A 22,984-nucleotide genomic window follows, 5' to 3' on the forward strand; every position below is an offset into this window, starting at 1 on the left:
ATGAAAGAACCTGTCAGACTATCCATTATCGCCTCATCACTTATGGGGGGGATTATTGCCTTCGGATTGACCCCAGAAATAGGGTATGCGAAGTCCTCAGACACGCGTCTTTATAAGGTGGACAGTCGTACCAGTCTTTATCAGATCGCGCTACAAAACGGTCTGAACTTACGTGAACTGCGCAAGCTCAATAACGGAAATCTGGACACCCGTGATGAGCTGAATGCCGGTGAAAGTCTGTTGCTGCCTGCCAATTCGCCGCTGTTCCCGCCTGAGCCACTCGGCGTCAGAGTCATTATCAGTGATTTGCCAGAGATGGGGATGGGTAATGCCCCAGTACCAATGACAGAAGAAAATGAACAGAAAATAGCCGCAGTGGCGCAGGCAGTTGGGTCCCAGAACTGGAACACGATGACCGGTGACCAGATGAAAAATCAGGCTACCCAGTGGGCGAAGGGCCAGGCGAAGGCGCAGGCGGTTGATCCACTCCGGCAACAGGCACAAGACCTGCTCGGCAAATTTGGCAAGGCACAGGTTAATTTAGCCGTGGACGACAAGGGTAGCCTTAGCAAGAGCTCTTTTTCACTGTTCTCGCCTTGGTATGAGAATGACGCCATGGTGGCCTTTTCCCAAGTGGGTATTCATGGTCAGGATGGCCGGATGATCGGCAATCTCGGTGCCGGGGTGCGTTTTGATCAGGGTGACTGGCTGTTGGGTGCTAACACCTTCCTCGATCAGGATATCAGTCGCAATCACAGCCGATTGGGGCTGGGCCTTGAATGGTGGGCTGATAACCTCAAGCTGGCAACCAACTACTATCATCCGTTGTCTGGCTGGAAAGACTCCAAAGACTTTGATGATTATCTGGAACGCCCGGCACGTGGCTTTGATGTGCGCGCTCAGGGCTATCTGCCTGCCTATCAACAGTTAGGTGCCTCCGTGGTTTATGAGCAGTACTACGGTGATGAAGTGGCACTGTTCGGTAAGGACAATCTGCAAAAAGACCCGAGCGCGGTGACCGTAGGGGTGGATTACACTCCGTTCCCGCTGGCCACTCTGAAGCTCATTCATAAGCGGGGACAGCAGGGGAAAAACAATACCGAGGTGGGTTTACGCGTCAGTTACCAGATTGGCACTCCACTGGATAAACAACTGGATCCGGCCAATGTGGCGGCGATGCGCAGCCTGAAGGGCAGCCGGTATGACCTTGTTGACCGTAATAACGATATCGTACTGGAATATAAAGAGAAAGCCTCGTTAGCGCTGGATCTGGCTGCGGTGCCAATGACGTTACTGGAGGGTGACATCTACCTGATGCAACCGCTGGTGCGTAGCAAATATAAAATCGTTGGTGTGACCTGGAACGGTGACACGGTGCCGTTGAGTCTGCTGGCCACCGCCGGAGCCACTAACCCGCAAGGCTGGCAAATTACCCTACCGGCCTGGGACTCGGCACCCGGAGCCACCAACCTGTATACCCTGTCCATCAGTATTGTGGATGAGCAAGGCCGACAGGCTACCTCTAATCCTGTTGACATTAAGGTAGGTCAGCAACGATCCGGGCGGCTGATGCTGGAAAGTGCGGCTGATGTTCCTGCCTCGGGGCGGGACAGCGATGCGATTAAGGTCGCCGGTTATCTGGTTAATCCGGCAGATATCGGAGTAACGGATAGCCGGCTGGTACCCCATTGGCTGCTGACAGACAAAGCGACCGGTGCCGCTGTACCTCTGGTGACGGGCAGTGCCTGTCCGCTCGATGCTTCCGGTAATCCAGAACCCTGTATTCGCCTCAAGAACACGCAAGTTGAGGTGCGTGATGGCGTCAACTATTACGTACTGGAATTGGTCAGTACCGTAATGGGAACGTTCTCATTACAGGCCGATTTTAATCACTATGGTCGCAGCAATGTTCAGATTGTGACCTTCAGTAATCCAGGGGGGCGCGACAATGTGGCGCGGGCGGAGATTGTCGACTCGGCGGGCACGGATGTGCTGGTCAGTGGTAATCACCCTCAGGTCGGGGTGACCTATACCGTGAAATTGTACAACGCGGCGAATGTGGATATCACCTCGACGCTGCCAGCCGACAGCTTGCACTGGGCACTGGATGGGGCCAATACGGCGGGGTGCGCCATCACCCTGAACAATTTTGATACCGGGGCCACGGGATACAGTTTTACACCGCGCCCTAACGGCAGCAGTAACAGCGGTGTGGCCTGTGGTGATCAGGGCTTTGGGTTGAAAGTGAACTACTAACTTGCCGAAGCAGGCTCATCAGCGAATACAGGGTAACAATGACTATGACAATAAATAAGGGAAAACGCCAGCAGTGGAACGTGGCCGTTCTGGCGCTGGGGATAATAGGCAGTGTATTCACTCCGGTTTGGGCGGGCAGCACGCCGACCACGTCACCTGTCTGGGGGAGTGCGCCGGTATTGAGTGCGATATCCAACGGCCAGCCCCACTCGGTGGATTTCAGCGGGACTTTTGCTACTCCCGGCGAGTTGTCTACCGGAGACACGATAGTGATGACCTATCACTACACCAATGCGGAGGGGGATGCGGATGATTCGCTGTCTACGGTGGCCTGGTATTACACCCGTAATGGCGTGGATGTGCCGATAACGACGATGACCAATGTGGCGGCTGACAACAACGGTACAGGCACCTCGACCATTGTTCTCCCGGCCAGTGCATTGGGCGCCTCGGCCATCAAGGTGGAGTTCTGGGAGCAATCCAAAACGGGTATTCCGCTGCGGGGGCCACAATCGATTCTGGTGCTGGATACCAGCCTGACAGGGGCGGGCGGCGGCGGCGGTACGGTGACGCCGCCCGGCCCGGTCATCTCAGGTACCGGTATCAGTAGCGGGATATTCCTGGCCTCAGACAATCCGGCTGCCGGCAGTGGGGCAATTGATTACTCGCGGTCAACTACCGCCCATCCGAAGGTGGGAGCGACTTATGTCTTCCGGGCCTGGGATGACACCAACGGTAACGGGGTCTGGGATGCGGGCGAGGCTGATCTAACGGCGACCGTGAGCCATATGCAATGGCAACTGGACGGCAGTAATGCTACGGCCGCAGGGGAAAGTACGCCGGTCACGTTATCGGGCCATGCGATAGCGGGGGCCACTACCGACACTTACACCGTGCCGGTGAACAGCGCGTCAAGCTCAGGTGCTACACCCGGAGATCAAGGCTTCAGTCTGAAAGTGGAGTTCAACTGACGGCAAACAGGCATAAATGGCAATTAGTAACAGTACTACGGTACGGGTCATGTTGAGCGTACTGGCACATGGAAATCACACCAGAGAGTGACACATTCTCGATATTTAAGGGCAATATGATGCAAGAAAACAAAAAATTCACGCTAAAAAAACTGGCGCTGGCACTTACCGTCGCTGGTTTAACGATGACCAGCGCCTACGCCATCATGACGCCGGGCACCGGGACTATCCAGGGCATGCCACCGATACTGAAATCCGTGGTCGGGGGCACCGCTCACTCGGTCAAGTTGTCGGCTGCGCAAGCGGTGGCGGGCAAACTGTCTACGGGCGATACCATCACCATGAGCTACATCTATACCGATGATGATGGCGATGGTGATGCATCTAACTCCCACGTCACCTGGTCTTACTTTAAAGGGACTGCCTGGACCGATATTTCATCCGTGAACACCCCAGCCGCGACGGTGGGCGGTACCGGGACCAGTGTCATGGTTATGCCGTCCACCGCAGTGGGTGCGACAAAAATCCGGGTGGTTGTGCAGGAATACTCGGCCTCTGGTGACCCGATGCCAGGGCAAACTATTACTATTGGTGATATCTCCGAGACCAGCCCAGAGAACCCGAACCCGACGGATCCAGGTCCGGTCATTCCGGGTAATAACGTGGTTCCAGCCATTTACCTGGCCAGTGATACGGGCTTCACCACTAACCTTATCGGTTCTACGACCAAACTGAATGTGGGTGCCACCTACGTGTTTAAACTGTGGAGCAGTGATGATACCGCGACACGTACTGACTTGACCCCTGACGTGAACTACAACTGGAGACTGGTTGGCGCTAGTGCTGACACGGTTCCAGTTCCTGCACCAGCCAATGGTTTTGTTACTTCAGTGAAAGATGCCAACTTCACCGTTCCGGTGAACACGGCCCCGAACGGGACACCACTGACCGGCGCGGCATCCGGTGCGCAGGGTTACAACCTGGCGGTGGATTACGTCAACAAGCAGCCATAACCGGCAGAGGACGTGGCAGGGACGCCACGTCATTCGGTTTTTTTACCTCAGCAAGATCAGAAGACCGAATGACTCGTACGCAGGCAGGCCGCTTCAGCGGCTCTGCTTTCATCGATAACGGCGGCGTTTACACACGACAGGGGTTATCTGAACGTCTGCTCTACATACGGGCACTCAGATAGCGACTGTTATTGGCACATTTCAGACCGGCCCGGGAAAGATAAAATGATAAGAAACAAGACCTACCACACCGACACTGATCAGCAGCACCGGCGGACAAACAGACAAAGGCAATATGGGCGCAAGGTTGCCGTCTCGGTGGTCAGCCTGGTGCTGATTGCAGGCAGTGTAACGTCAACCGCATGGGCCAGACTGAGTCGTAGCGCCGGGCCGATAAATGGCACAGCACCGACAGCGACAGGGCAGTTGCTGGTGATGTTTCCAGACGGTACCACCGCAGTGGCCAACAATGCTACGGTATCTTTATTCCAGAAGCCCACGGATTTTTTGGTTTCAGCATCCAGTCTGAAATTGCAGGACAAGGACGGTGACACGGGATTAAGTACATCCATTAATACTTCTGAGGTTATCTGGACCTGGAAATACAATAATGTGGCATTGACGCAAGCGCAGCTAACGGCTCCGTTCAGTACGTCTTTCCTGGGCAAAAGCCTGACCGTATCGGCTAAGGCACCAGTGACGGTTTCGTCACTCACTGGGGTCCCGAAACAAAATACCCCTGCCACCTTTAACAGTGCAACTTACACCGTTGCGGTGCCTGCAACGCTTCCGGTGGTGAGTGTGAATGGCACCAGCTTTGCCATGAACTCAGGATTCCCACAAACCGGGTTTAAGGGAGCCACATTCCAATTTTGGATGAACGGGAGCAGTGCCAGTGACAACAGCAACTATCGCTTTACCAGCGATCCGCTGGCACCGTGGGTCTCAGTAGATGCCACGGGAACGGTCACGCTAATCGGCGAACCTACATCCAAACAAACGGTAAACATCAGTATTGCTGATGGACGCGGCGGCTCTAAAGCGACATACGCGTTCACCATCGGAACCTGGTTCGTCAATAACGGCAGTAACACGAATGATGCGGCGGGGGTCGATAGTTATTGTGCTGGTTTAGGAAAGGGGTACGCCACGCCAAGTTATCTAAAAATGACAAATGCGGCAATAGACGGCTACGGTACTCGTGCCGCAGATGGACGACTCTGGGATGAATGGGGGCCTGTGGGGAATTTTTCTACATCTAATTGGCGCAGCCTCTTCTTTTGGTCCCGTGAGTCGGATGGTGGCGTCAATCGGTACTACGTTCACCTCAATTCGGGTTACTTGCGCGCCTTAGGCGCGGGTACTGGTGCTTTCATGGCGTGTTCGCGGGCCCTTTAATCTTTTCAGTTTTCGTTTTTTAACTTTGGGGGCTTATTACTGTTGTTCTGTGCGGCGCTTATAAAAGGCCGCACAGTGAGCGTCAGTAAACAGTTATTTTTAATAAGACACCTATTTTTGTATGGCACATTTTTTTTCCAGTGCTAACTTTTATAAGTAAGTGAAATCATGACAATGTTCTGACCATGTGTATTTCTTTGTTGTTCACTAAATTCAATAATAATCTTAAATTATGTAATTGCTTGATTTTGCTGGTTTTTAATTGAACGTTTATCTCAATTAGGAAGGAGTCGAAAATGAGTAGAAAGACGATAGATGATTATCGCTCAACGTTATTAGATTCTCGCTTTGGTTCTCAAGCGATCCGTAATATCTCTGAAAGTAAAGTGTTCCCTAAAGAGGAAATGCGTGAGGATATTGCTTTTCAAATTATTAGTGACGAGCTATTTCTTGATGGTAATGCGCGACAAAACCTTGCCACATTCTGTCAGACGTGGGATGACGATAACGTCCACAAGTTGATGGACCTTTCGATAAATAAAAACTGGATTGATAAAGAGGAATATCCGCAGTCGGCCGCGATAGATATGCGCTGTGTCAACATGATGGCCGACTTGTGGAATGCCCCTACGCCAAAAGGTGGGCAAGGTGTTGGGACGAATACCATCGGTTCTTCAGAAGCTTGCATGCTCGGCGGCATGGCCATGAAGTGGCGCTGGCGCAAAAAAATGGAAGCCGCGGGTAAACCCACTAATAAGCCTAATTTTGTCTGTGGCCCGGTACAAGTGTGCTGGCATAAATTTGCCCGTTATTGGGATGTCGAAATACGTGAAATCCCTATGGTTCCGGGGCAGTTGTTTATGGATCCACAGCGGATGATCGAGGCATGCGATGAAAATACCATCGGTGTCGTCCCCACTTTCGGTGTGACTTACACCGGCAACTATGAGTTACCAAAACCCTTACATGACGCCCTGGATAAACTGCAACAGGATACCGGCCTTGATATTGATATGCATATCGATGCGGCGAGTGGGGGCTTTTTAGCGCCGTTTGTTGCACCTGATATCGAATGGGACTTCCGCTTGCCACGGGTTAAATCAATCAGCACATCCGGGCATAAATTCGGCTTAGCACCTTTAGGATGTGGGTGGGTTATTTGGCGCGACGCTGCGGCGTTACCTGAAGAGTTGATCTTTAATGTCGATTACCTCGGCGGTCAGGTTGGCACTTTTGCCATTAACTTCTCGCGCCCGGCGGGGCAAGTTATTTCCCAATACTATGAATTCATACGCTTGGGGCGTGAAGGCTATACCAAGGTACAAAGCGCTTGTTATCAGGTGGCAGAATTTCTGGCCAAAGAAATTGCTCCACTGGGGCCTTATGAATTCTATTGTAGTGGTAGCCCGTATGAAGGCATTCCTGCCATTTGCTTCCGTATCAAAGAAGGGGCGAAAGCGGGATATACCTTGTATGACCTTTCTGAGCGCTTGAGGTTACGTGGCTGGCAAGTGCCGGCATTTGCCCTGAATGGGGAGATGTCTGATGTGGTGGTCATGCGTATCATGTGCCGTCGCGGATTCGAGATGGATTTCGCAGGGTTGTTAATCGATGATTTTAAATCCTCACTGAAATACCTGAGTGAGCATCCATCCCTTGGGGGCGAGGCGAGTCAGAATAGTTTTAACCATACCTAAACGGGATGGCGGTTTTTATTCTGATTCTAAACCTTTAGACCCCAAATAATTCGAGTTGCAGGAAGGCGATAATTGAGTGAATTCCCAGGAACGTCGGTAACTACGTTCTTGGGATGAAACGAAAGCAGACAACACACCTGCGGCTTGAAGTATTACGGGTCGTCATACCCGTAAATAAGGTGGATAAATTATGTCAAATAATAACTCCGGTACTGGTAAACCCGCAGTTCCTGTCAAAAAACTGGGTATCGCGACACTGGCCATTATGAATATCGTGGCCGTTGTTAGCCTCAGGGGATTACCCGCAGAAGCTGAATATGGCTTGAGCTCAATTTTCTACTATCTCTTTGCCGCTGTATTTTTCTTAATTCCTGTCTCTCTGGTGGCGGCGGAATTAGCCACCGGTTGGCCTGAAAAAGGGGGGGTATTTCGCTGGGTAGGCGAAGCATTCGGCCCACGCTTAGCGTTTCTTGCCATGTTTATGCTGTGGATTGAGGTAACAGTGTGGTTCCCAACTGCACTGACCTTTGCCGCAGTATCGCTGGCTTTCATCGGCCCGGAACAGCGCTGGGACGAGGCCCTGTCTGCCAATAAATTCTTTGTATTAGGAATAGTGCTATTTATTTATTGGCTAGCCACCTTTATTGCCTTTAAAGGAGTGGAGACTTTCGCCAAGGTTTCAAAATGGGGCGGTATAATCGGTACTATTATCCCTGCGGTTATTTTAATTGTGCTGGGTTTTGCTTACTTAATTGGCGGCGGAACACCACAAATAGAATTAGCCTGGGATCAGGTGATCCCTGATTTTACCAACTTCGATAACGTGGTGCTGGCCGCCAGTATTTTCCTGTTCTACGCCGGGATGGAGATGAATGCCATCCATGTTAAAGACGTCGATAACCCCAATAGAAATTACCCCATTGCCATTATGTTATCAGCAGTGGGGACGGTGCTTATTTTCGTCCTAGGGACGCTGGCGATTGCCTTTATCATTCCGCAATCTGATATTAGCCTGACGCAAAGCCTGTTGGTGGCATACGACGATATGTTCAAGTGGGCTCATCTGGAATGGTTGGGGCCGGTGGTTGCTTTTGCCTTGGCAATTGGGGTCTTGGCCGGTGTTGTTACCTGGGTTGCTGGGCCGTCATCGGGTTTATTGGTTGTGGCTAAAGCCGGTTATCTGCCGCGTTGGTGGCAGCACACCAATAAGAATGGTATGGCAACCCATATTCTACTGCTACAGGCGCTGCTGGTTTCCTTGTTGGCGATACTGTTTGTGGTATTACCTTCGGTGCAGGCTGCGTATCAAATAATGAGTCAACTGACCGTTATTTTGTATCTCATCATGTACATGCTGATGTTCAGCGCCGCTATCTATCTGCGTTACAGCCAACCGAATCGTCCACGCCCGTATCATATCCCCGGTGGGGCGATAGGTATGTGGATCATCGGTGGCGCGGGGCTTATTGGTTCAATTCTGGCTTTCGTATTCAGTTTTATTCCACCCAGCCAAATCTCGGTGGGCAGCCCAACAGAATATGTCGGTATTCTGATAGCGACCACGCTGTTCTTTGTCATATTGCCATTCTTGATTTATATCGTCCGCAAACCTCACTGGCGTGATGCAAATAGCGACTTTGCACCATTTACCTGGCAAGCGGAAAATGGTCACCCAGGGATCCCGACCACCTCGGCGACACATACCAGTGATGTTACCGCTGCGGCAGCAATTAAAGCGCCGGGCGCGAGTACACCAAAAAGTTAGCAACCTTCCTCTCTGTATACAGGGTGGCTTCGGCCCCCCTGCTCAATAATATTAAGTGTTGGAGTCAGTCTTATGACTATTGACCTCGCTCGTTTGAATCAAGTCGTTAAGGATGTCTATTCGCGCTATTCCACACTCGCCGGAGGGGAGAATGCCAGCTATATTCCCTATCTGGCGAGCGTTCCCAGTCAACTGGCTGCGGTGGCCATTGTCACTGTTGATGGCGATATTATTTCGCAAGGTGATGCTGATTTCCGCTTTGCCCTGGAGTCAATTTCGAAAGTGTGCTCTTTAGCTCTGGCGTTAGAGGATATTGGCCCACAGGCAGTACAAGACAAGATAGGTGCAGATCCCACCGGTTTACCTTTTAACTCTGTGATGGCATTGGAACTGCATAACGGTAAGCCATTATCACCGCTGGTGAATGCGGGGGCGATGTCCACGGTCAGTGCAATTAAGGCCAGCAGTCGGGAAGAGCGCTGGGCGCGTATTCTGGATATTCAACAGCAGTTAGCTGGGGCACCCATTGCGCTTTCGGATGAAGTTAACCATTCAGAGCAAACCACCAATTTTCACAACCGGGCCATTGCCTGGTTACTTTACTCGGCTCAGGCCATGTATTGCGATCCCATGGAGGCCTGTGACGTCTATACCCGGCAGTGCTCAACATTACTCAATACCATTGAACTGGCAACGATGGGGGCAACCTTTGCGGCAGGGGGCATCAATCCTGTGACCAAAAAGCAGGTGCTAACGTCTTCAAATACGCCGTTTATTTTGGCTGAAATGACCATGGAGGGGATGTACGGCAGTTCGGGGGATTGGGCGTATACCGTAGGGTTACCAGGGAAAAGCGGTGTCGGTGGTGGAATATTGGCGGTAGTGCCAGGTGTTATGGGCATTGCGGCATTTTCACCACCGCTTGACCCAGTAGGCAATAGCGTCCGTGGGCAAAAAATGGTGGCATCGGTGGCTCAGCAGTTGGGATATAATTTGTATAAAGGCCATTAATAATCGCATCGCGACTAACTTCTTCTGTATTTTTTGCGATTGTTAGTCGCCTTGTCGAGTAGGTTGAACGTGCGGTGATTATTCGTACCCTTGCACCAGTTCGGGGGAGGCGGGGATGCAGCAGGCGTCTTAAATTTACCACTCGCACCTGAATGATAGACAAAAAAAACCCTTACCAATCTCATTTGGTAAGGGATGCCAATTCGGCCAACACCAGGGAAAACATTATAACCGTTTATTAATCATACGATTAATTTGAGTTAGTGAAATGACTTAAGTCAAGTTTATCAAAATTACATAAATATGGTTAATGTTTATCTGCGTCTGGGGGCATTTATTCATCGCAAGGGGCAAGTATTAGCCGAGTGGGCTGATTATTTGTTTGATTTTTAAACGCTGAGAAAGGCGACGAGGAGATTACAGCCATCTGAATGTAAAGGCATCCAGATGGCGGGGTAAAACAGATCTGCGGGACTAAAAGTCCCCTGGTGTTGGCGAAAATATATTCTTTTGGGACTGACTTTCTTAGCGTCTGTGCGCTAATATAGTAGTTCTATAATATTTAAAGCTAATTATTTAAAGCAAAAACAGTCTAATAAACATAGGGCTATAATAATAGCTAACCTTAAGTCTAGTTTGCTAAACTATCCTTTAGTCTAGGTTTGTTGTTCATTATAATGCTAGCCAGTGGTGTGTTAAGAACATTGTAAGGTTATCTTATACACTGATTTCTATTGAAAATAATGTGATAAAATTGTATTGTTGCGCAGTGCATATAGCAAATTTGGTCTGTTATGATAATTGATTATTTTGATAATGATAGTATTAATGAAGACATAAAGAACTATATTCAAAGAAGAATAAAAGCTTATGGCGACCTCCGATATTCTTATTTGGTAATGAATAAGAAAACACCATTACATCCGACTATTATTTCAAACTACCCAATGGATTGGGTACAAACATATAAAAGAAACAACTATCACCTTATCGATCCAGTCATTTTGACGGCCAAAGATAAAGTTGCTCCATTTGCCTGGGACGATAATTCTGTTATTAATATAAAATCAACCGACTCAGCCGTGTTTAACCTTGCCAGAGAATATAATATTATTAACGGTTATACATTTGTCCTTCATGATAACAATAATAATATGGCAACGCTGAACATTTCCAATGGAAGCGATGACAGCATTTCGTTTGATGAGTCTATTGAGACCAACAAAGAAAAAATTCAAATGTTGCTTATTCTGACTCATGATAAAATGCTGGGTCTTTACCATAAAAATAACAATAAAAACAATGAGTTGAATGGAATTGGTGGTGAGAGGGAAATTTTTTCTCCCAGAGAGAATGAAATTTTATATTGGGCTAGCGTTGGTAAAACATACTCAGAAGTTTCCATAATATTAGGAATAAAAAGGAGTACAGTTAAGTTCCATATCGGTAATGTCGTCAGAAAGCTCGGTGTTTTAAATGCCAAGCATGCGATAAGGCTTGGCATAGAATTAAAATTAATTAAACCTATTTAACTATACCAGGTACGGCCAGTGGCCAGGTTTCAAGTATATGAGACTCAACGTGATGCGTCCGGCGTATCTTCTTTATTAATTGTTTTTGGCTATCAATGTCGACACCCAAATGCAAAAGATAAATAACCTCGTTTTTCTCTGACTCACCTTGGTTTAAAACGGTAATATTCCACCCGGAACGCTTCAGTAATATATACATCCCCCGGCTGACGACCGTCAGTATACCGTTGTAATTACGGCTTCTGGCATAATTAACCATTGCTAAGAAGAGTAGTAGGCTCAAAGGGCTATTATTGCCAACCATGTCTCTGGCTAATTTTTTTTCAACAAAAAAACGGCTGGATTCTATAAAACCATCAACAGGTAAGTCAATGTCGGAAAAATAAGGTGCGAATGGTCCTGTCACCATTGTGGGATATTTCATTTCAATAAATCTGACACTGCAAACAATAGTATCTTCTATTATTCCTAATATATAGTTTGTATTCTCATCGTCATATTGGTCGCTTTCTCTGCCATCAGTACAGGTTACTTTCCAATCTAAGCGATCTTTAAATGTTATTTTTCTAAGCGTGAAGATCTCGTCTAACTTTCTTTCAGGCATACTGTCAAAGTTTACGTTAAATAGTTTTAACATAATGAAAACCAACGTTTATTTAATCAAACCAGCATCGTACACGATCTCTGTCCGTTAGTGCAAACATTGAACGAGGTTAGGCAACGCCATGAATAGCAGGCAAATGTCAGCATCACCGAACAATTATTCTACAAATAGTAAAAAGGCAAGTTATTCATTTTTGATGGCAAGGTTCAATAGGTGTGATACTAAGGCACAAGCTAGATATTTTTAAGAGAAAAGTGACATCCGACGGGACTTTTCAGTAGGAAATAGTTATAACGAAACATCATTTCATTTTTGATTGAAAAGGATGTTCACGTGGACCGCAGTCCTGCACTTTTTACCAATAAGAAATTTGTCTTCCTCGTGGCGACCTTCTGTTGCCTTCTTTGGGGCAGTGCCTACCCCGCGATTAAAAATGGCTATGCGCTGTTTCATATCGCACCAGATGATATTCCGAGCAAGATGGTGTTTGCTGGCTATCGTTTTTTATTGGCTGGGTTAGTCTTACTCATTTTTGCTATTGCCAGCGGAAAAGCTATTGGCCGCCTTAAAAAGGGCCAATATAGGCAGATTGTCATTTTAGGGCTCACACAGACGACATTACAGTATGTTTTTTTCTACATCGGGCTGGCATATACCACTGGGGTGAAAGGCTCAATCATGAATGCGACAGGGACATTTTTCAGTGTCATATTGGCGCATTATATTTATAAAAATGATCGGTTATCATTTAATAAAATTATTGGCTGCACACTGGGATTCGCTGGCGTGATGGTGGTGAATTTTGGCTCCGACTTGATGGATTTTAATTTTTCACTGATAGGTGAGGGGAGTGTGGTACTGGCGGCGTTCATCCTTTCTGCTGCCAGTATTTATGGTAAGCGTATTTCGCAAACCATGGATACCACGGTGATGACAGGTTACCAACTTGCCATCGGTGGTTTAGTGCTGACGCTTGGTGGTTATCTATTTGGTGGCAATTTGAGTGATATTGGCTGGCGGGCCTTATTGTTATTAGCCTACTTAGTGCTGCTGTCATCGGCCGCTTTTGCACTCTGGAGCTTGTTACTCAAATATAATCGGGTCGGTATGGTTGCCCCGTTCAATTTTCTTATCCCAGTCTCAGGTGCGGTTCTTTCCGCCATTTTCCTCAATGAGAGTATTTTAGAATGGAAAAATGCCCTCGCGTTGGTATTGGTTTGCGTTGGGATCATCCTGGTTAATCGGATAAAGCAGAGTAAAGCGACAATAAAGCAAAGTTATTAATATGAGGGATGTATTAGCCCTAATCGGACATTAAAGATTATGGCTAATATAACCACGTGGCTGATCAGAACGGGAGACATTACTCAGCCAGATATTGGCGCAGTGTATTGAGTAAATGATCGAACACGACGCGAACTTCCGGGATATTGCGCAAATCTTCATGCATCACTACCCAAAATTCCAATGGATACGAGAATTCTTGTGCTAACACCCGCACCAACCCAGATTGACGCGCTATGGGTTCATGGCAGGCACCGATACCCAAACCGCTGCGTATTGCCGCCAATTGGGCCAAATGGCTGTCAGTGCGTAAGCGGTATTGATGCGGTGCAAAATCCATTCCCTGCTCACAAAAAACCTCGATATCATGGGGATTACGATCAGGGCCGATCAACGCGTGAAGTGCTAATGCCCCGATGCTGTGCGGTATTCCATAGCGCGTAAGGTAATCTTCAGTGGCATATAACCCGACCTCGCAATAACCGGCTCTTTGTGCACTAACTGGCAATGCTTTAGGCCGTAAGGTTCGTATTGCAATATCGGCCTCCAGGCCGGGTAATCCTTCTATTTTGCTGCTTAGACTTAATTCCAATAGCAGGTCAGGATAGTGCAGGCGCAGAGGCTCCAAGCGTTGTGGCAGGATCTCAACACCAAGTAACTCGCTGGTGGCAATGCGCACAGTGCCTTTGGCTGATCCAATATTGGCAGAGGCGGCTCGCACTAAGGCTTCGGCAGCGGCGGCCATTTCCACTACATGGGGCAATAGGATTTGAGCTGTTTCTGTTGGGATTAATCCGCTGGGCGTGCGAATAAACAATTTTTGCCCAAGACTTTGTTCCAACGACTCAATGTGTCGGCGGGTTGTCGGTTGCGAAACATTCAGGCTCCGTGCCGCGGCAGATAAACTGCCTTCACGCATAACGGCCAAAAATGTACGCTGGTTATCCCAATCAGAAGGCGCTAGGTTCATAAAATTTATACTATCAGATGGTTATAAATAGACAATTCCATTGCGTTCCCGCTATACGGTATCATCCTCACCCATAGCAACATTAGGCTTTATTGGTAACAATTTTAACCCCGACCCGACTTACCCGATCTGACTCCATTTCGGCAATCGTCCAGGTCAAGCCATCCCACTCAATCTGATCGCCGATAACCGGCTCCCCACCAAATAAGTAGAGCACGAACTGACCCAATGTTTGCTGTTTGTCGATACCGGGTTCCAGATTAAGACCATAAATCTGAGAGATATCGTGGAGCTTGGCATCCGCATCCAGGATAAAGTCACCAAAGAAGCGTTCGTCCAGTTGGATATTAGGGGACTGGCTAAACAGTTTCCCTAACGCGGGCAAGTCATGCTCCTGACCGATAACACACAAGATATCACCTTCTTTTAGACGGGTACTACCAGTAGGGTGCAATAGGTCTTTCCCACGAAATAATGCTGCAATACGCGTTCCTTTCGGCATTTTTAAATCACGCAGCGCGGCACCGATACACCACTTATCACAACTCAACTGGTAAATGAACTGCTCCCACTGGTTGTTCATATCAATATCTAAACCAATGCGCGAAACCGGTGCCAATGCAGGGGGAACCACCAGTTTGGTTTTACGTGCGGCAAATGACAGGCTGGTGCCTTGTAGCAGCAGTGATACCAACACAACAAAAAAGGCTACATTGAAAAATAGGTTCGCATTGGGAATGCCCGCCATCATCGGGAACACGGCCAGAATAACCGGCACCGCACCGCGTAAACCCACCCAGGAAATAAAGATGCGTTCACGCAGATTAAAGCTTGGAAATGGCAGTAAACCAATGAACACCGACAGCGGCCGAGCGAACAAAATCATCCACAATGAGAGGAGCAGGGCCGGAATCGCTATCGGCAACAGATCACTTGGATTGAGTAACAGGCCCAATACCAGGAACATCCCAATTTGGCTTAGCCACGCCAGTCCATCGAAAGTTTGTAATATGCCGGATCGGTTACGGATAGGGCGGTTACCCAGTAACAACCCGCAGAGATAAACAGCCAGAATACCGCTTCCGTTCATGGCTGTTGCCAATGAGAAAACCAGAATCCCACCACTGACTGCGAGCAAGGGATATAAACCATTCGCCAGTTCTATTCGGTTAATGAGCAGCAGCAGTAAACTGCCACCGCCTAATCCGATGATAATTCCCAGACCAAACTGTTGAATCAAATGCACCAGGAACATCCAACTGAGACCCGTTTCGCCTGCGGAGATCATGGCAATCAAGGTAACAGTCAAAAACACCGCCATGGGGTCATTGCTACCTGATTCGATCTCCAACGTGGCACTGACGCGTTCGTTTAGACCTTTGCCGCCGAGCAGAGAGAATACCGCGGCGGCATCGGTTGAGCCGATAATTGCGCCAATGAGCAACCCCTGAATAATATCTAAATCAAACAACCAGGCGGCGGCCATGCCTGTCAGGCCCGCGGTGATTACGACGCCGACGGTTGCCAAAGAGAGCGCAGGCCACAAAGCAACGCGGAACGATGAGGCTCGGGTGCGCATCCCGCCGTCTAGCAGGATCACGGCTAACGCCAGGTTACTGACCAGATACGCCGCCGGGTAGTTATCGAAAGCAATCCCACCAATACCGTCTGTGCCTGCCAACATACCTATGGCTAGAAAGATAACCAAAATTGGGATGCCAAGCCGGGAAGATAATGAACTGAGTAAAATACTGGCTCCCACCAGCACTGCACCGATCAAAAAAAGGCTGTTAATTGCGATGGCATCCAAGGTGGGAGGTCTCCTGATTTAATGCGAAAATAAAGGAATAACAAGCCAAGGTTATAATAAAATTATTATACACAGATTTGTCTCATCTGATGCGAAGAGATGACCTAATTCAAGGTGTTAAATCGGTATTTCTTTTGAACCATGGCTTGGTGGCATTTACTCACTTGAATCATTGATTTGTGTAAGTTTATCGGGATGTGGATGTTTGCAGTTGCGCTACGCACCAAGGATATTGCGCCTATATAGCGATTAAAATCATGAGGATAAAAGATAGGTCGCTCACCTTTAATTGCCCAGAGGGGAATCAAGGGTGAGCGTTGGTTCGTAAAACTAATCGCGGTTAAGTGCTGCCAGAGCCCTTCTCAGCGCTTCTGCTGTCGGTGCTTTTTCCTGTTCAGGAAGATTATCGACAGAAAACTGTGAAAGCTCATTAATTAATACGCTGCGATCTTTTCCGGTGATCGCGCTGTCCAGTGCTCCGCTCAGGCGGCTAACCAAAGCAAACAAGGTAGCAAACTCGGTGACTGCGGCAGCATCCGACGTGGGATTATTCTCAGTAGATTCTTGCTTTTTCATCACAATTCCTCTTTTTGTTGTCACTGCAAGTGAAACAAATCCTGATAAGGAATCAACAGGATAGTTGCTCTGAAAGCAGAGCACGCAGTGAGGCATTAGCCATCCCGCCATCTACATGATGGTTTCACAGTGTAGCCGTTTTATCGCTTAAGCGGTATGTCGATATTCATATCGCTTAGCAATAACATTATTCGCTTGAGTAATAATTTGATTGCACTGTTTGCTGCTGTGGTTTACCAGAAAATAAGAATTTCAGCAGCGGAATTCGACGATGAACCTCATACAACATAAATGAAATCAAGCAAACAAATGCCATACCCAACACGAAACCAAGGGCATTGTTGTCAATTTGCGGCGTAATGAATGCACCATAAATTAAGGTCAGCGGATGATGCACCAGATAGATGAAAAGTGAGGCATTAACCAGATAGGTGATACGTGATGAGGGATAATTGAGTAACCGATGCCCAAGCGAGTAGACCACATTGATCATGGTGACCCCCATCAATGCCTTGATGATAAGATCCAATTCAAAGGAAAAAAATGCAGCAGTATTAATATGTTGGTTTACTACATATGCGATAAATAATAGCACGGAGGCTAAAAATGCACCGGGTGAAAAGGTAAGAAATACCTGTTTAAGTGGCGGATAGATAAAGCTGTAAGCGCCCAATAGAAAGAACGGCAGATAAAACAACGTCTCCATAACGAAGAAATTGAAGATGCTATTAAAGAGTATTTCAGGGTTAAGGAGAAATATTATTCTACGAATAATTGCGTAGATTAATACAAAGCCAAACAAGGATAGTGAGACTTTTCCTATATTATTCATTCCTTTTATCAACCGGGGAACTGACTGTGAGTTATTCTTGATTTCCTTGAATAGATAAAAACAGAGTGTCGTCAGCAGCGCGAGAGTTAACAAAAACCATAAGTGTGAAACAACTTCCCAAATAGCAATATTTATTTTTTGATAAATTGTAAATGAATTCCAATCTTGTAATTTAGCAGTATAATTTTTGAGTAGATAAAATTGTGGCAATGTTATTAATGGGATGGCCGCCAGTAAAGGAATAACCACCCGCTCCAGGCGGACCTTAAGCCAGCGCTGGCGCTCATAGCGCTGATATAACATGAATGAAAAATAACCGGAAATAACAAAGAATACCTGCATGCGAAAGGCGTGAATGAAATCATTTAGCAAGGTAAATACTTGTGAAGGATGCGTACTGTTCACCGCCCAATGATGACTGGAGTATATAAGAGAAAGATGAAAAGGAATGCCGAGTAACATCAAATAGGCGCGGATAGCGTCTAGAAAGTACTCCCGTTGGTTAGTATTTTTTTTCATACTTATTCACTATTTGTTATCGAAATTAGAATAACGCGCCGGTTCTACCCATGGAGTTGTTTTTATAGTAAACGTTTATTGATAACAATATACGTTATTCAATGGATCACTAAGGCGAGAAACACTACTATAAGGGTTAATAATTTTCCATAGCGTATTTTAGCCAGGCAAGATAGTCTGGTGGCTTAGCCACCGGTTTAAACCGTCAATCGTCAGCATAACTCAGGCGTTTACGCTAACCTGAGTTTATCAGCACGGTATGCGGAATAAATCGTCAATAATTTGGCTGTTATGATTTAAGCACCCGAACAGGGGGAGATGTGCGAGTTAATATTTTGTCAAACATTAATAGAATGTCTAAAGGGTCACGCGCGAACAGCGTTAGATGGCTGGGGGTCACTCTCTTGCTGTCATTATTCACTTCTCAGGCAATGGCTTTCTCGTTAGATGATGTGGCTAAACAGGCACAGACATTGGCAGGTAAAAGCTTCGAGGCACCAAAAAGCAATCTTCCATCGCAATTTCGTGACATGAAATTTGCTGATTATCAGCAGATTCAGTTTAACCATGACAAATCGTATTGGAGCAAACTGGATACGCCCTTTAAGTTAGAATTTTATCATCAGGGTATGTATTTCGACACGCCGGTGCAGATTAACGAGGTCACTGCCACCAGTGTAAAACCTATCAGTTATAGCCCGGATTATTTTAATTTTGGTTCGGTCAAGCATGATGCTGAATCAGTGAAAAACTTAGGTTTTGCTGGTTTTAAAGTGCTTTATCCGATCAATAAAGCGGATAAGAAAGACGAAATCGTGAGTATGCTCGGTGCCAGCTATTTCCGTGTGATTGGTAAAGGTCAGGTTTACGGCCTTTCCGCGCGCGGGCTGGCAATTGATACGGCATTGGCCTCTGGCGAGGAGTTCCCGCGTTTTCGCGAGTTCTGGATTGAGCGGCCTAAACCCAATGACAAGCATCTGGTTATCTATGCTTTGCTGGATTCTCCTCGTGCCACCGGTGCTTACCGTTTTGTCATTTATCCGGGGCGCGACACCACTATTGATGTACAGGCCAAAGTCTTCCTGCGCGACAAGGTTGAGACGCTGGGAATTGCACCATTAACCAGTATGTTCCTGTTTGGGCCAAGCCAGCCGTCAGGGGTGTTGAACTATCGTCCTGGATTGCATGATTCCAATGGTCTTTCTATTCATGCTGGTAATGGTGAATGGATTTGGCGACCGCTGAATAATCCAAAACACCTGTCGGTCAGTACCTATACGGTTGAAAATCCTAAAGGATTTGGTCTGCTACAACGGGGCCGTGAATTCTCACAGTATGAGGATTTAGACGATCGCTACGACTTGCGTCCGAGTGCCTGGGTTGAGCCGCGTGGTGATTGGGGCAAAGGTAAAATTGAGCTGGTGGAGATCCCAACTGCGGATGAAACCAACGATAATATCGTGGCTTTCTGGACACCCGATGTGTTGCCAGATGCAAAAACATCGCTCGATCTGAATTACCGCCTGCACTTCACGCGCGATGAAGAGAAATTGCATTCGCCGGACGTGGCCTATGTCAAACAGACCTTGCGTTCAACCGGTGATGTGAAACAGTCGAATCTGATTCGTCAACCTGATGGCAGTGTCGCGTTCCTGGTTGATTTTGTCGGTCCGGTGCTGAAATCACTTGATGAAAATACACCGTTAGCTTCGCAGGTCAGTATCAACGATAACGGTGAATTGATCGAAAACAGTGTGCGCTACAACCCAGTGACTAAAGGCTGGCGTTTAACATTGCGGCTGAAAGTTAAGGACGCAAAAAAACCGATAGAAATGCGCGCTGCGCTGGTTAACGGTGATAAAACCCTGACTGAAACCTGGAGCTATCAGCTACCTGCCGATGAATAAGTCAAATCAATCTCCTGTACAGGATTATATTGCGGACTTGCCCCTGACTGCTCAGCAGCAAGGGGCGCTGCGTGATGCTCTACCTGAAGATGTATTACTCGATAGCACTCCTGACGCGATGCCGCATTTACATCAGCAACTGGCGGCCAGTGCGCCACAAGAGGGGGTTTTTAGCCAGGAAGACAGTGCGTTGGCATCAGTCAATGCGCGTTTGCGTGCGGCGTGGCCGGATGCCTTGGTGAGAGGGAAACAACTGGAGCCAGATTGCGAAGGGCGCACGGTCATTAGTGCTATGCCGCCCATCAAACGCACCAGTATGGCCCCGCAGGCATGGCGGACCAATCCGGTGGGGCGTTTTTGGGATTCATTATTGGGGCGCAGCACTGTGTCACGGGCGCAAACCCATGAACAAGCTCTTGCCGAGAAGAAATGGCGCAGCGTAGGTTCCTTACGCCGCTATATTTTGCTGATACTGATTGTGTTGCAAACCACCATTGCGACCAGTTATATGAAGACCATTCTGCCTTACCAGGGCTGGGCGTTAATCGATCCTTTCGAGATTTGGCAACAAAACTGGCAGGTTTCGGTAATGCAATTGCTGCCTTACCTGCTACAAACCGGCATTTTGATTCTGTTCGCCGTGCTGTTTTGTTGGGTCTCTGCTGGGTTCTGGACCGCGCTGATGGGCTTCCTGCAATTGCTGATTGGTAAAGATAAATACAGCATATCCTCTACTATCAAAGGCGATGAGGCACTAAATCCAGCTCACCGGACTGCGCTGATTATGCCAATTTGTAATGAGGACGTAGAGCGGGTATTTGCGGGGTTACGTGCTACTTATGAGTCGGTCGCTGCCACGGGTCAACTCGAACACTTCGATATTTATGTGCTGAGTGACAGTTATGACCCCGATATCTGTGTGGCAGAGCAGAAAGCCTGGCTGGAGCTGTGTCGTGATGTCGATGGGCATGGGCGCATCTTCTACCGCCGCCGCCGCCGCCGGGTTAAACGCAAAAGCGGTAATATCGATGACTTCTGCCGCCGTTGGGGCAGCCAGTACAGCTATATGGTGATTCTGGATGCCGATAGCGTGATGAGCGGTGAGTGTTTGACTGGATTGGTGCGGTTGATGGAAGCCAATCCAAATGCCGGGATTATTCAATCTGCGCCGAAAGCCTCAGGGATGGACACGTTATATGCCCGTATCCAGCAATTTGCCACGCGGGTCTATGGTCCGCTGTTTACGGCTGGTTTACATTACTGGCAGTTAGGCGAGTCCCATTACTGGGGTCACAATGCGATTATTCGGGTTAAGCCCTTTATCGAGCATTGTGCACTGGCACCGTTGCCTGGTGAAGGTTCGTTCGCCGGCTCTATTCTGTCGCATGACTTTGTGGAAGCGGCATTAATGCGCCGTGCCGGTTGGGGCGTGTGGATTGCCTATGATTTGCCGGGTAGTTATGAAGAGCTGCCACCTAATTTGTTGGATGAGCTAAAACGAGACCGCCGTTGGTGTCATGGGAATCTGATGAATTTCAGGTTGTTCCTGGTTAAGGGCATGCATCCGGTTCACCGGGCTGTGTTCCTCACGGGGGTGATGTCATATCTGTCTGCGCCGTTGTGGTTTATGTTCCTGGTGTTGTGTACTGCTTTGCAGGCAGTGCATACCCTGATGGAACCGCAGTATTTCCTGCAACCGCGCCAATTGTTCCCGGTCTGGCCCCAGTGGCGGCCCGAACTGGCAATTGGTTTGTTCTCCACCACCTTGGTATTACTGTTCTTGCCAAAATTGCTCAGTATTATTTTGATCTGGGCAAAAGGGGCGAAAGAGTACGGTGGGGCGCTGCGTCTATTGCTGTCGATGCTGGCTGAAATGTTGTTCTCCGTGTTACTGGCCCCGGTGCGTATGCTGTTCCATACCGTGTTTGTGGTTAGCGCCTTCCTCGGTTGGTCTGTGCAGTGGAACTCACCACAACGTGATGATGATGCCACGCCGTGGAGTGAAGCTATGGTTCGTCACGGTTCACAATTGTTACTGGGGCTGGTTTGGGCCGGTGGCGTGGCCTGGCTGGATCTGCGCTTCTTGTGGTGGTTATCTCCGATTGTATTTTCGTTGATACTGTCACCGGTGGTCTCGGTGGTTTCCAGCCGCCGGACATTGGGGATGGCCAGTAAGCGGGCTAAATTGTTCCTGATCCCGGAAGAGTACAATCCGCCACGGGAATTGTTGGCAACGGAAGAGTACCTGGAGCTTAACCATCAGCGGGCGCTCAGTAATGGTTTCTTGCATGCGGTGATGAACCCATCGTATAACGCGCTGGCCAGTGCGATGGCGACAGCTCGCCATCATACCCGCGCGATTATCGAGCAAGTGCGTGCCGAACGGCTAGCACTGGCGTTGGAAGCCGGGCCAGATAAATTGGCTAAATTACAGCGTCTGGAATTACTTAGCGATCCGGTGTTGATTTCGCGTTTGCACCAGCAAGTCTGGCAGCAACCGGAGCAGTATCAGATTTGGAACGGATATTATCGCCAACTCGCGCATAATATGAAGGCGTTTCCAGCAGCGAAGTAACCGTGATATGAAGTAACGGTAATATTGAGTAAAAACGGGCGTACATTATGTATTGCCCGTTTTTTTATTGCCATAAGCACGGTCTGAAAGGTGATAACGTATTAGCTAATACTGAATGGCGCTTTAACACCCTCTATTCTTAACATTATCCAGACTGAGCCCTAACCGTTGTTTATGTAGCGTTATGATAAGCTGTGCATCGCGCTGAACCTGAAGAGTAACTGTGTGACCGCTATCGTTAAACTGACTTATCGTGCTATTAGC

Annotated in this window: 16 protein-coding genes; 11 read left to right on the plus strand and 5 right to left on the minus strand. The window is 48.1% G+C overall.

All coding sequences use genetic code 11. From position 1 onward, the window contains the following. From A6J67_RS12410 to A6J67_RS12445, 8 genes are all read left to right on the plus strand, one after another. Window positions 1-2,256: an inverse autotransporter beta domain-containing protein gene (locus A6J67_RS12410; protein WP_050297355.1), complete on the plus strand. Its 2,256-nt coding sequence runs from the start codon at window positions 1-3 to the stop codon at window positions 2,254-2,256. Window positions 2,257-2,300: 44 nt separating this feature from the next. Continuing rightward, entirely contained in the window at window positions 2,301-3,227 is a 927-nt protein-coding gene (locus A6J67_RS12415) for a SinI family autotransporter-associated protein (RefSeq protein WP_226967841.1), read from the plus strand. A gap of 116 nt (window positions 3,228-3,343) precedes the next feature. After that, on the plus strand, window positions 3,344-4,240 hold the full coding sequence (locus A6J67_RS12420; RefSeq protein ID WP_226967842.1) for a SinI family autotransporter-associated protein: 897 nt from the start codon (window positions 3,344-3,346) through the stop codon (window positions 4,238-4,240). 225 nt (window positions 4,241-4,465) lie between these two features. Beyond that, window positions 4,466-5,638: a hypothetical protein gene (locus tag A6J67_RS12425; protein WP_074010410.1), complete on the plus strand. Its 1,173-nt coding sequence runs from the start codon at window positions 4,466-4,468 to the stop codon at window positions 5,636-5,638. 296 nt (window positions 5,639-5,934) lie between these two features. Then, entirely contained in the window at window positions 5,935-7,335 is a 1,401-nt protein-coding gene (locus A6J67_RS12430) for a glutamate decarboxylase (protein WP_005183332.1), read from the plus strand. Window positions 7,336-7,525: 190 nt separating this feature from the next. After that, window positions 7,526-9,100: a putative glutamine/gamma-aminobutyrate antiporter GadC gene (gene gadC, locus A6J67_RS12435; RefSeq protein ID WP_050297358.1), complete on the plus strand. Its 1,575-nt coding sequence runs from the start codon at window positions 7,526-7,528 to the stop codon at window positions 9,098-9,100. A 72-nt stretch (window positions 9,101-9,172) separates the two neighbouring features. Continuing rightward, complete coding sequence (gene glsA / locus A6J67_RS12440) at window positions 9,173-10,111, plus strand: glutaminase A (RefSeq protein WP_042568181.1); 939 nt, start codon at window positions 9,173-9,175, stop codon at window positions 10,109-10,111. A gap of 794 nt (window positions 10,112-10,905) precedes the next feature. Continuing rightward, on the plus strand, window positions 10,906-11,643 hold the full coding sequence (locus tag A6J67_RS12445; protein ID WP_042568180.1) for a helix-turn-helix transcriptional regulator: 738 nt from the start codon (window positions 10,906-10,908) through the stop codon (window positions 11,641-11,643). Here the strand turns inward: A6J67_RS12445 and A6J67_RS12450 are convergent. Next, the gene (locus tag A6J67_RS12450; RefSeq protein WP_032905880.1) at window positions 11,636-12,280 is read right to left on the minus strand and encodes an acyl-homoserine-lactone synthase; all 645 of its coding nucleotides are present in this window, start codon (window positions 12,278-12,280) and stop codon (window positions 11,636-11,638) included. The two genes, A6J67_RS12445 and A6J67_RS12450, sit on opposite strands and share 8 nt — an antisense overlap. A 300-nt stretch (window positions 12,281-12,580) precedes the next feature. Between A6J67_RS12450 and A6J67_RS12455 the strand changes: the two genes are divergently transcribed. Next, window positions 12,581-13,531, plus strand: a complete 951-nt coding sequence (locus A6J67_RS12455; protein WP_032905879.1) for a DMT family transporter — start codon at window positions 12,581-12,583, stop codon at window positions 13,529-13,531. Window positions 13,532-13,610: 79 nt separating this feature from the next. On the opposite strand, the gene A6J67_RS12460 is transcribed toward A6J67_RS12455, so the two are convergent. The 4 genes from A6J67_RS12460 to mdoC all read right to left on the minus strand — a co-directional run bounded on the left by A6J67_RS12460 (window position 13,611) and on the right by mdoC (window position 18,238). Further along, window positions 13,611-14,501, minus strand: a complete 891-nt coding sequence (locus A6J67_RS12460) for a LysR family transcriptional regulator (protein WP_042568179.1) — start codon at window positions 14,499-14,501, stop codon at window positions 13,611-13,613. A gap of 82 nt (window positions 14,502-14,583) precedes the next feature. Then, complete coding sequence (locus tag A6J67_RS12465; protein WP_005183316.1) at window positions 14,584-16,311, minus strand: potassium/proton antiporter; 1,728 nt, start codon at window positions 16,309-16,311, stop codon at window positions 14,584-14,586. A gap of 330 nt (window positions 16,312-16,641) precedes the next feature. Next, window positions 16,642-16,887 carry a hypothetical protein gene (locus A6J67_RS12470; RefSeq protein ID WP_032905878.1) on the minus strand — a complete coding sequence of 82 codons (246 nt, stop codon included), beginning with the start codon at window positions 16,885-16,887 and terminating at the stop codon, window positions 16,642-16,644. A 187-nt stretch (window positions 16,888-17,074) separates the two neighbouring features. Next, complete coding sequence (gene mdoC, locus A6J67_RS12475; RefSeq protein WP_005183314.1) at window positions 17,075-18,238, minus strand: glucans biosynthesis protein MdoC; 1,164 nt, start codon at window positions 18,236-18,238, stop codon at window positions 17,075-17,077. Window positions 18,239-18,591: 353 nt separating this feature from the next. Here mdoC and A6J67_RS12480 point away from each other — a divergent pair, with 353 nt between their 5' ends. Both A6J67_RS12480 and mdoH read left to right on the plus strand, forming a co-directional pair. After that, a complete protein-coding gene (locus tag A6J67_RS12480; RefSeq protein ID WP_032905908.1) occupies window positions 18,592-20,145 on the plus strand; it encodes a glucan biosynthesis protein G in 1,554 nt (517 codons plus the stop codon). Further along, entirely contained in the window at window positions 20,138-22,720 is a 2,583-nt protein-coding gene (mdoH, locus tag A6J67_RS12485; RefSeq protein WP_050297359.1) for a glucans biosynthesis glucosyltransferase MdoH, read from the plus strand. Before A6J67_RS12480 ends, mdoH begins: the two co-directional genes overlap by 8 nt. Window positions 22,721-22,984: the final 264 nt, after the last annotated feature.

This window comes from Yersinia sp. FDAARGOS_228 (assembly GCF_002073315.2).
GTDB lineage: Bacteria > Pseudomonadota > Gammaproteobacteria > Enterobacterales > Enterobacteriaceae > Yersinia > Yersinia intermedia.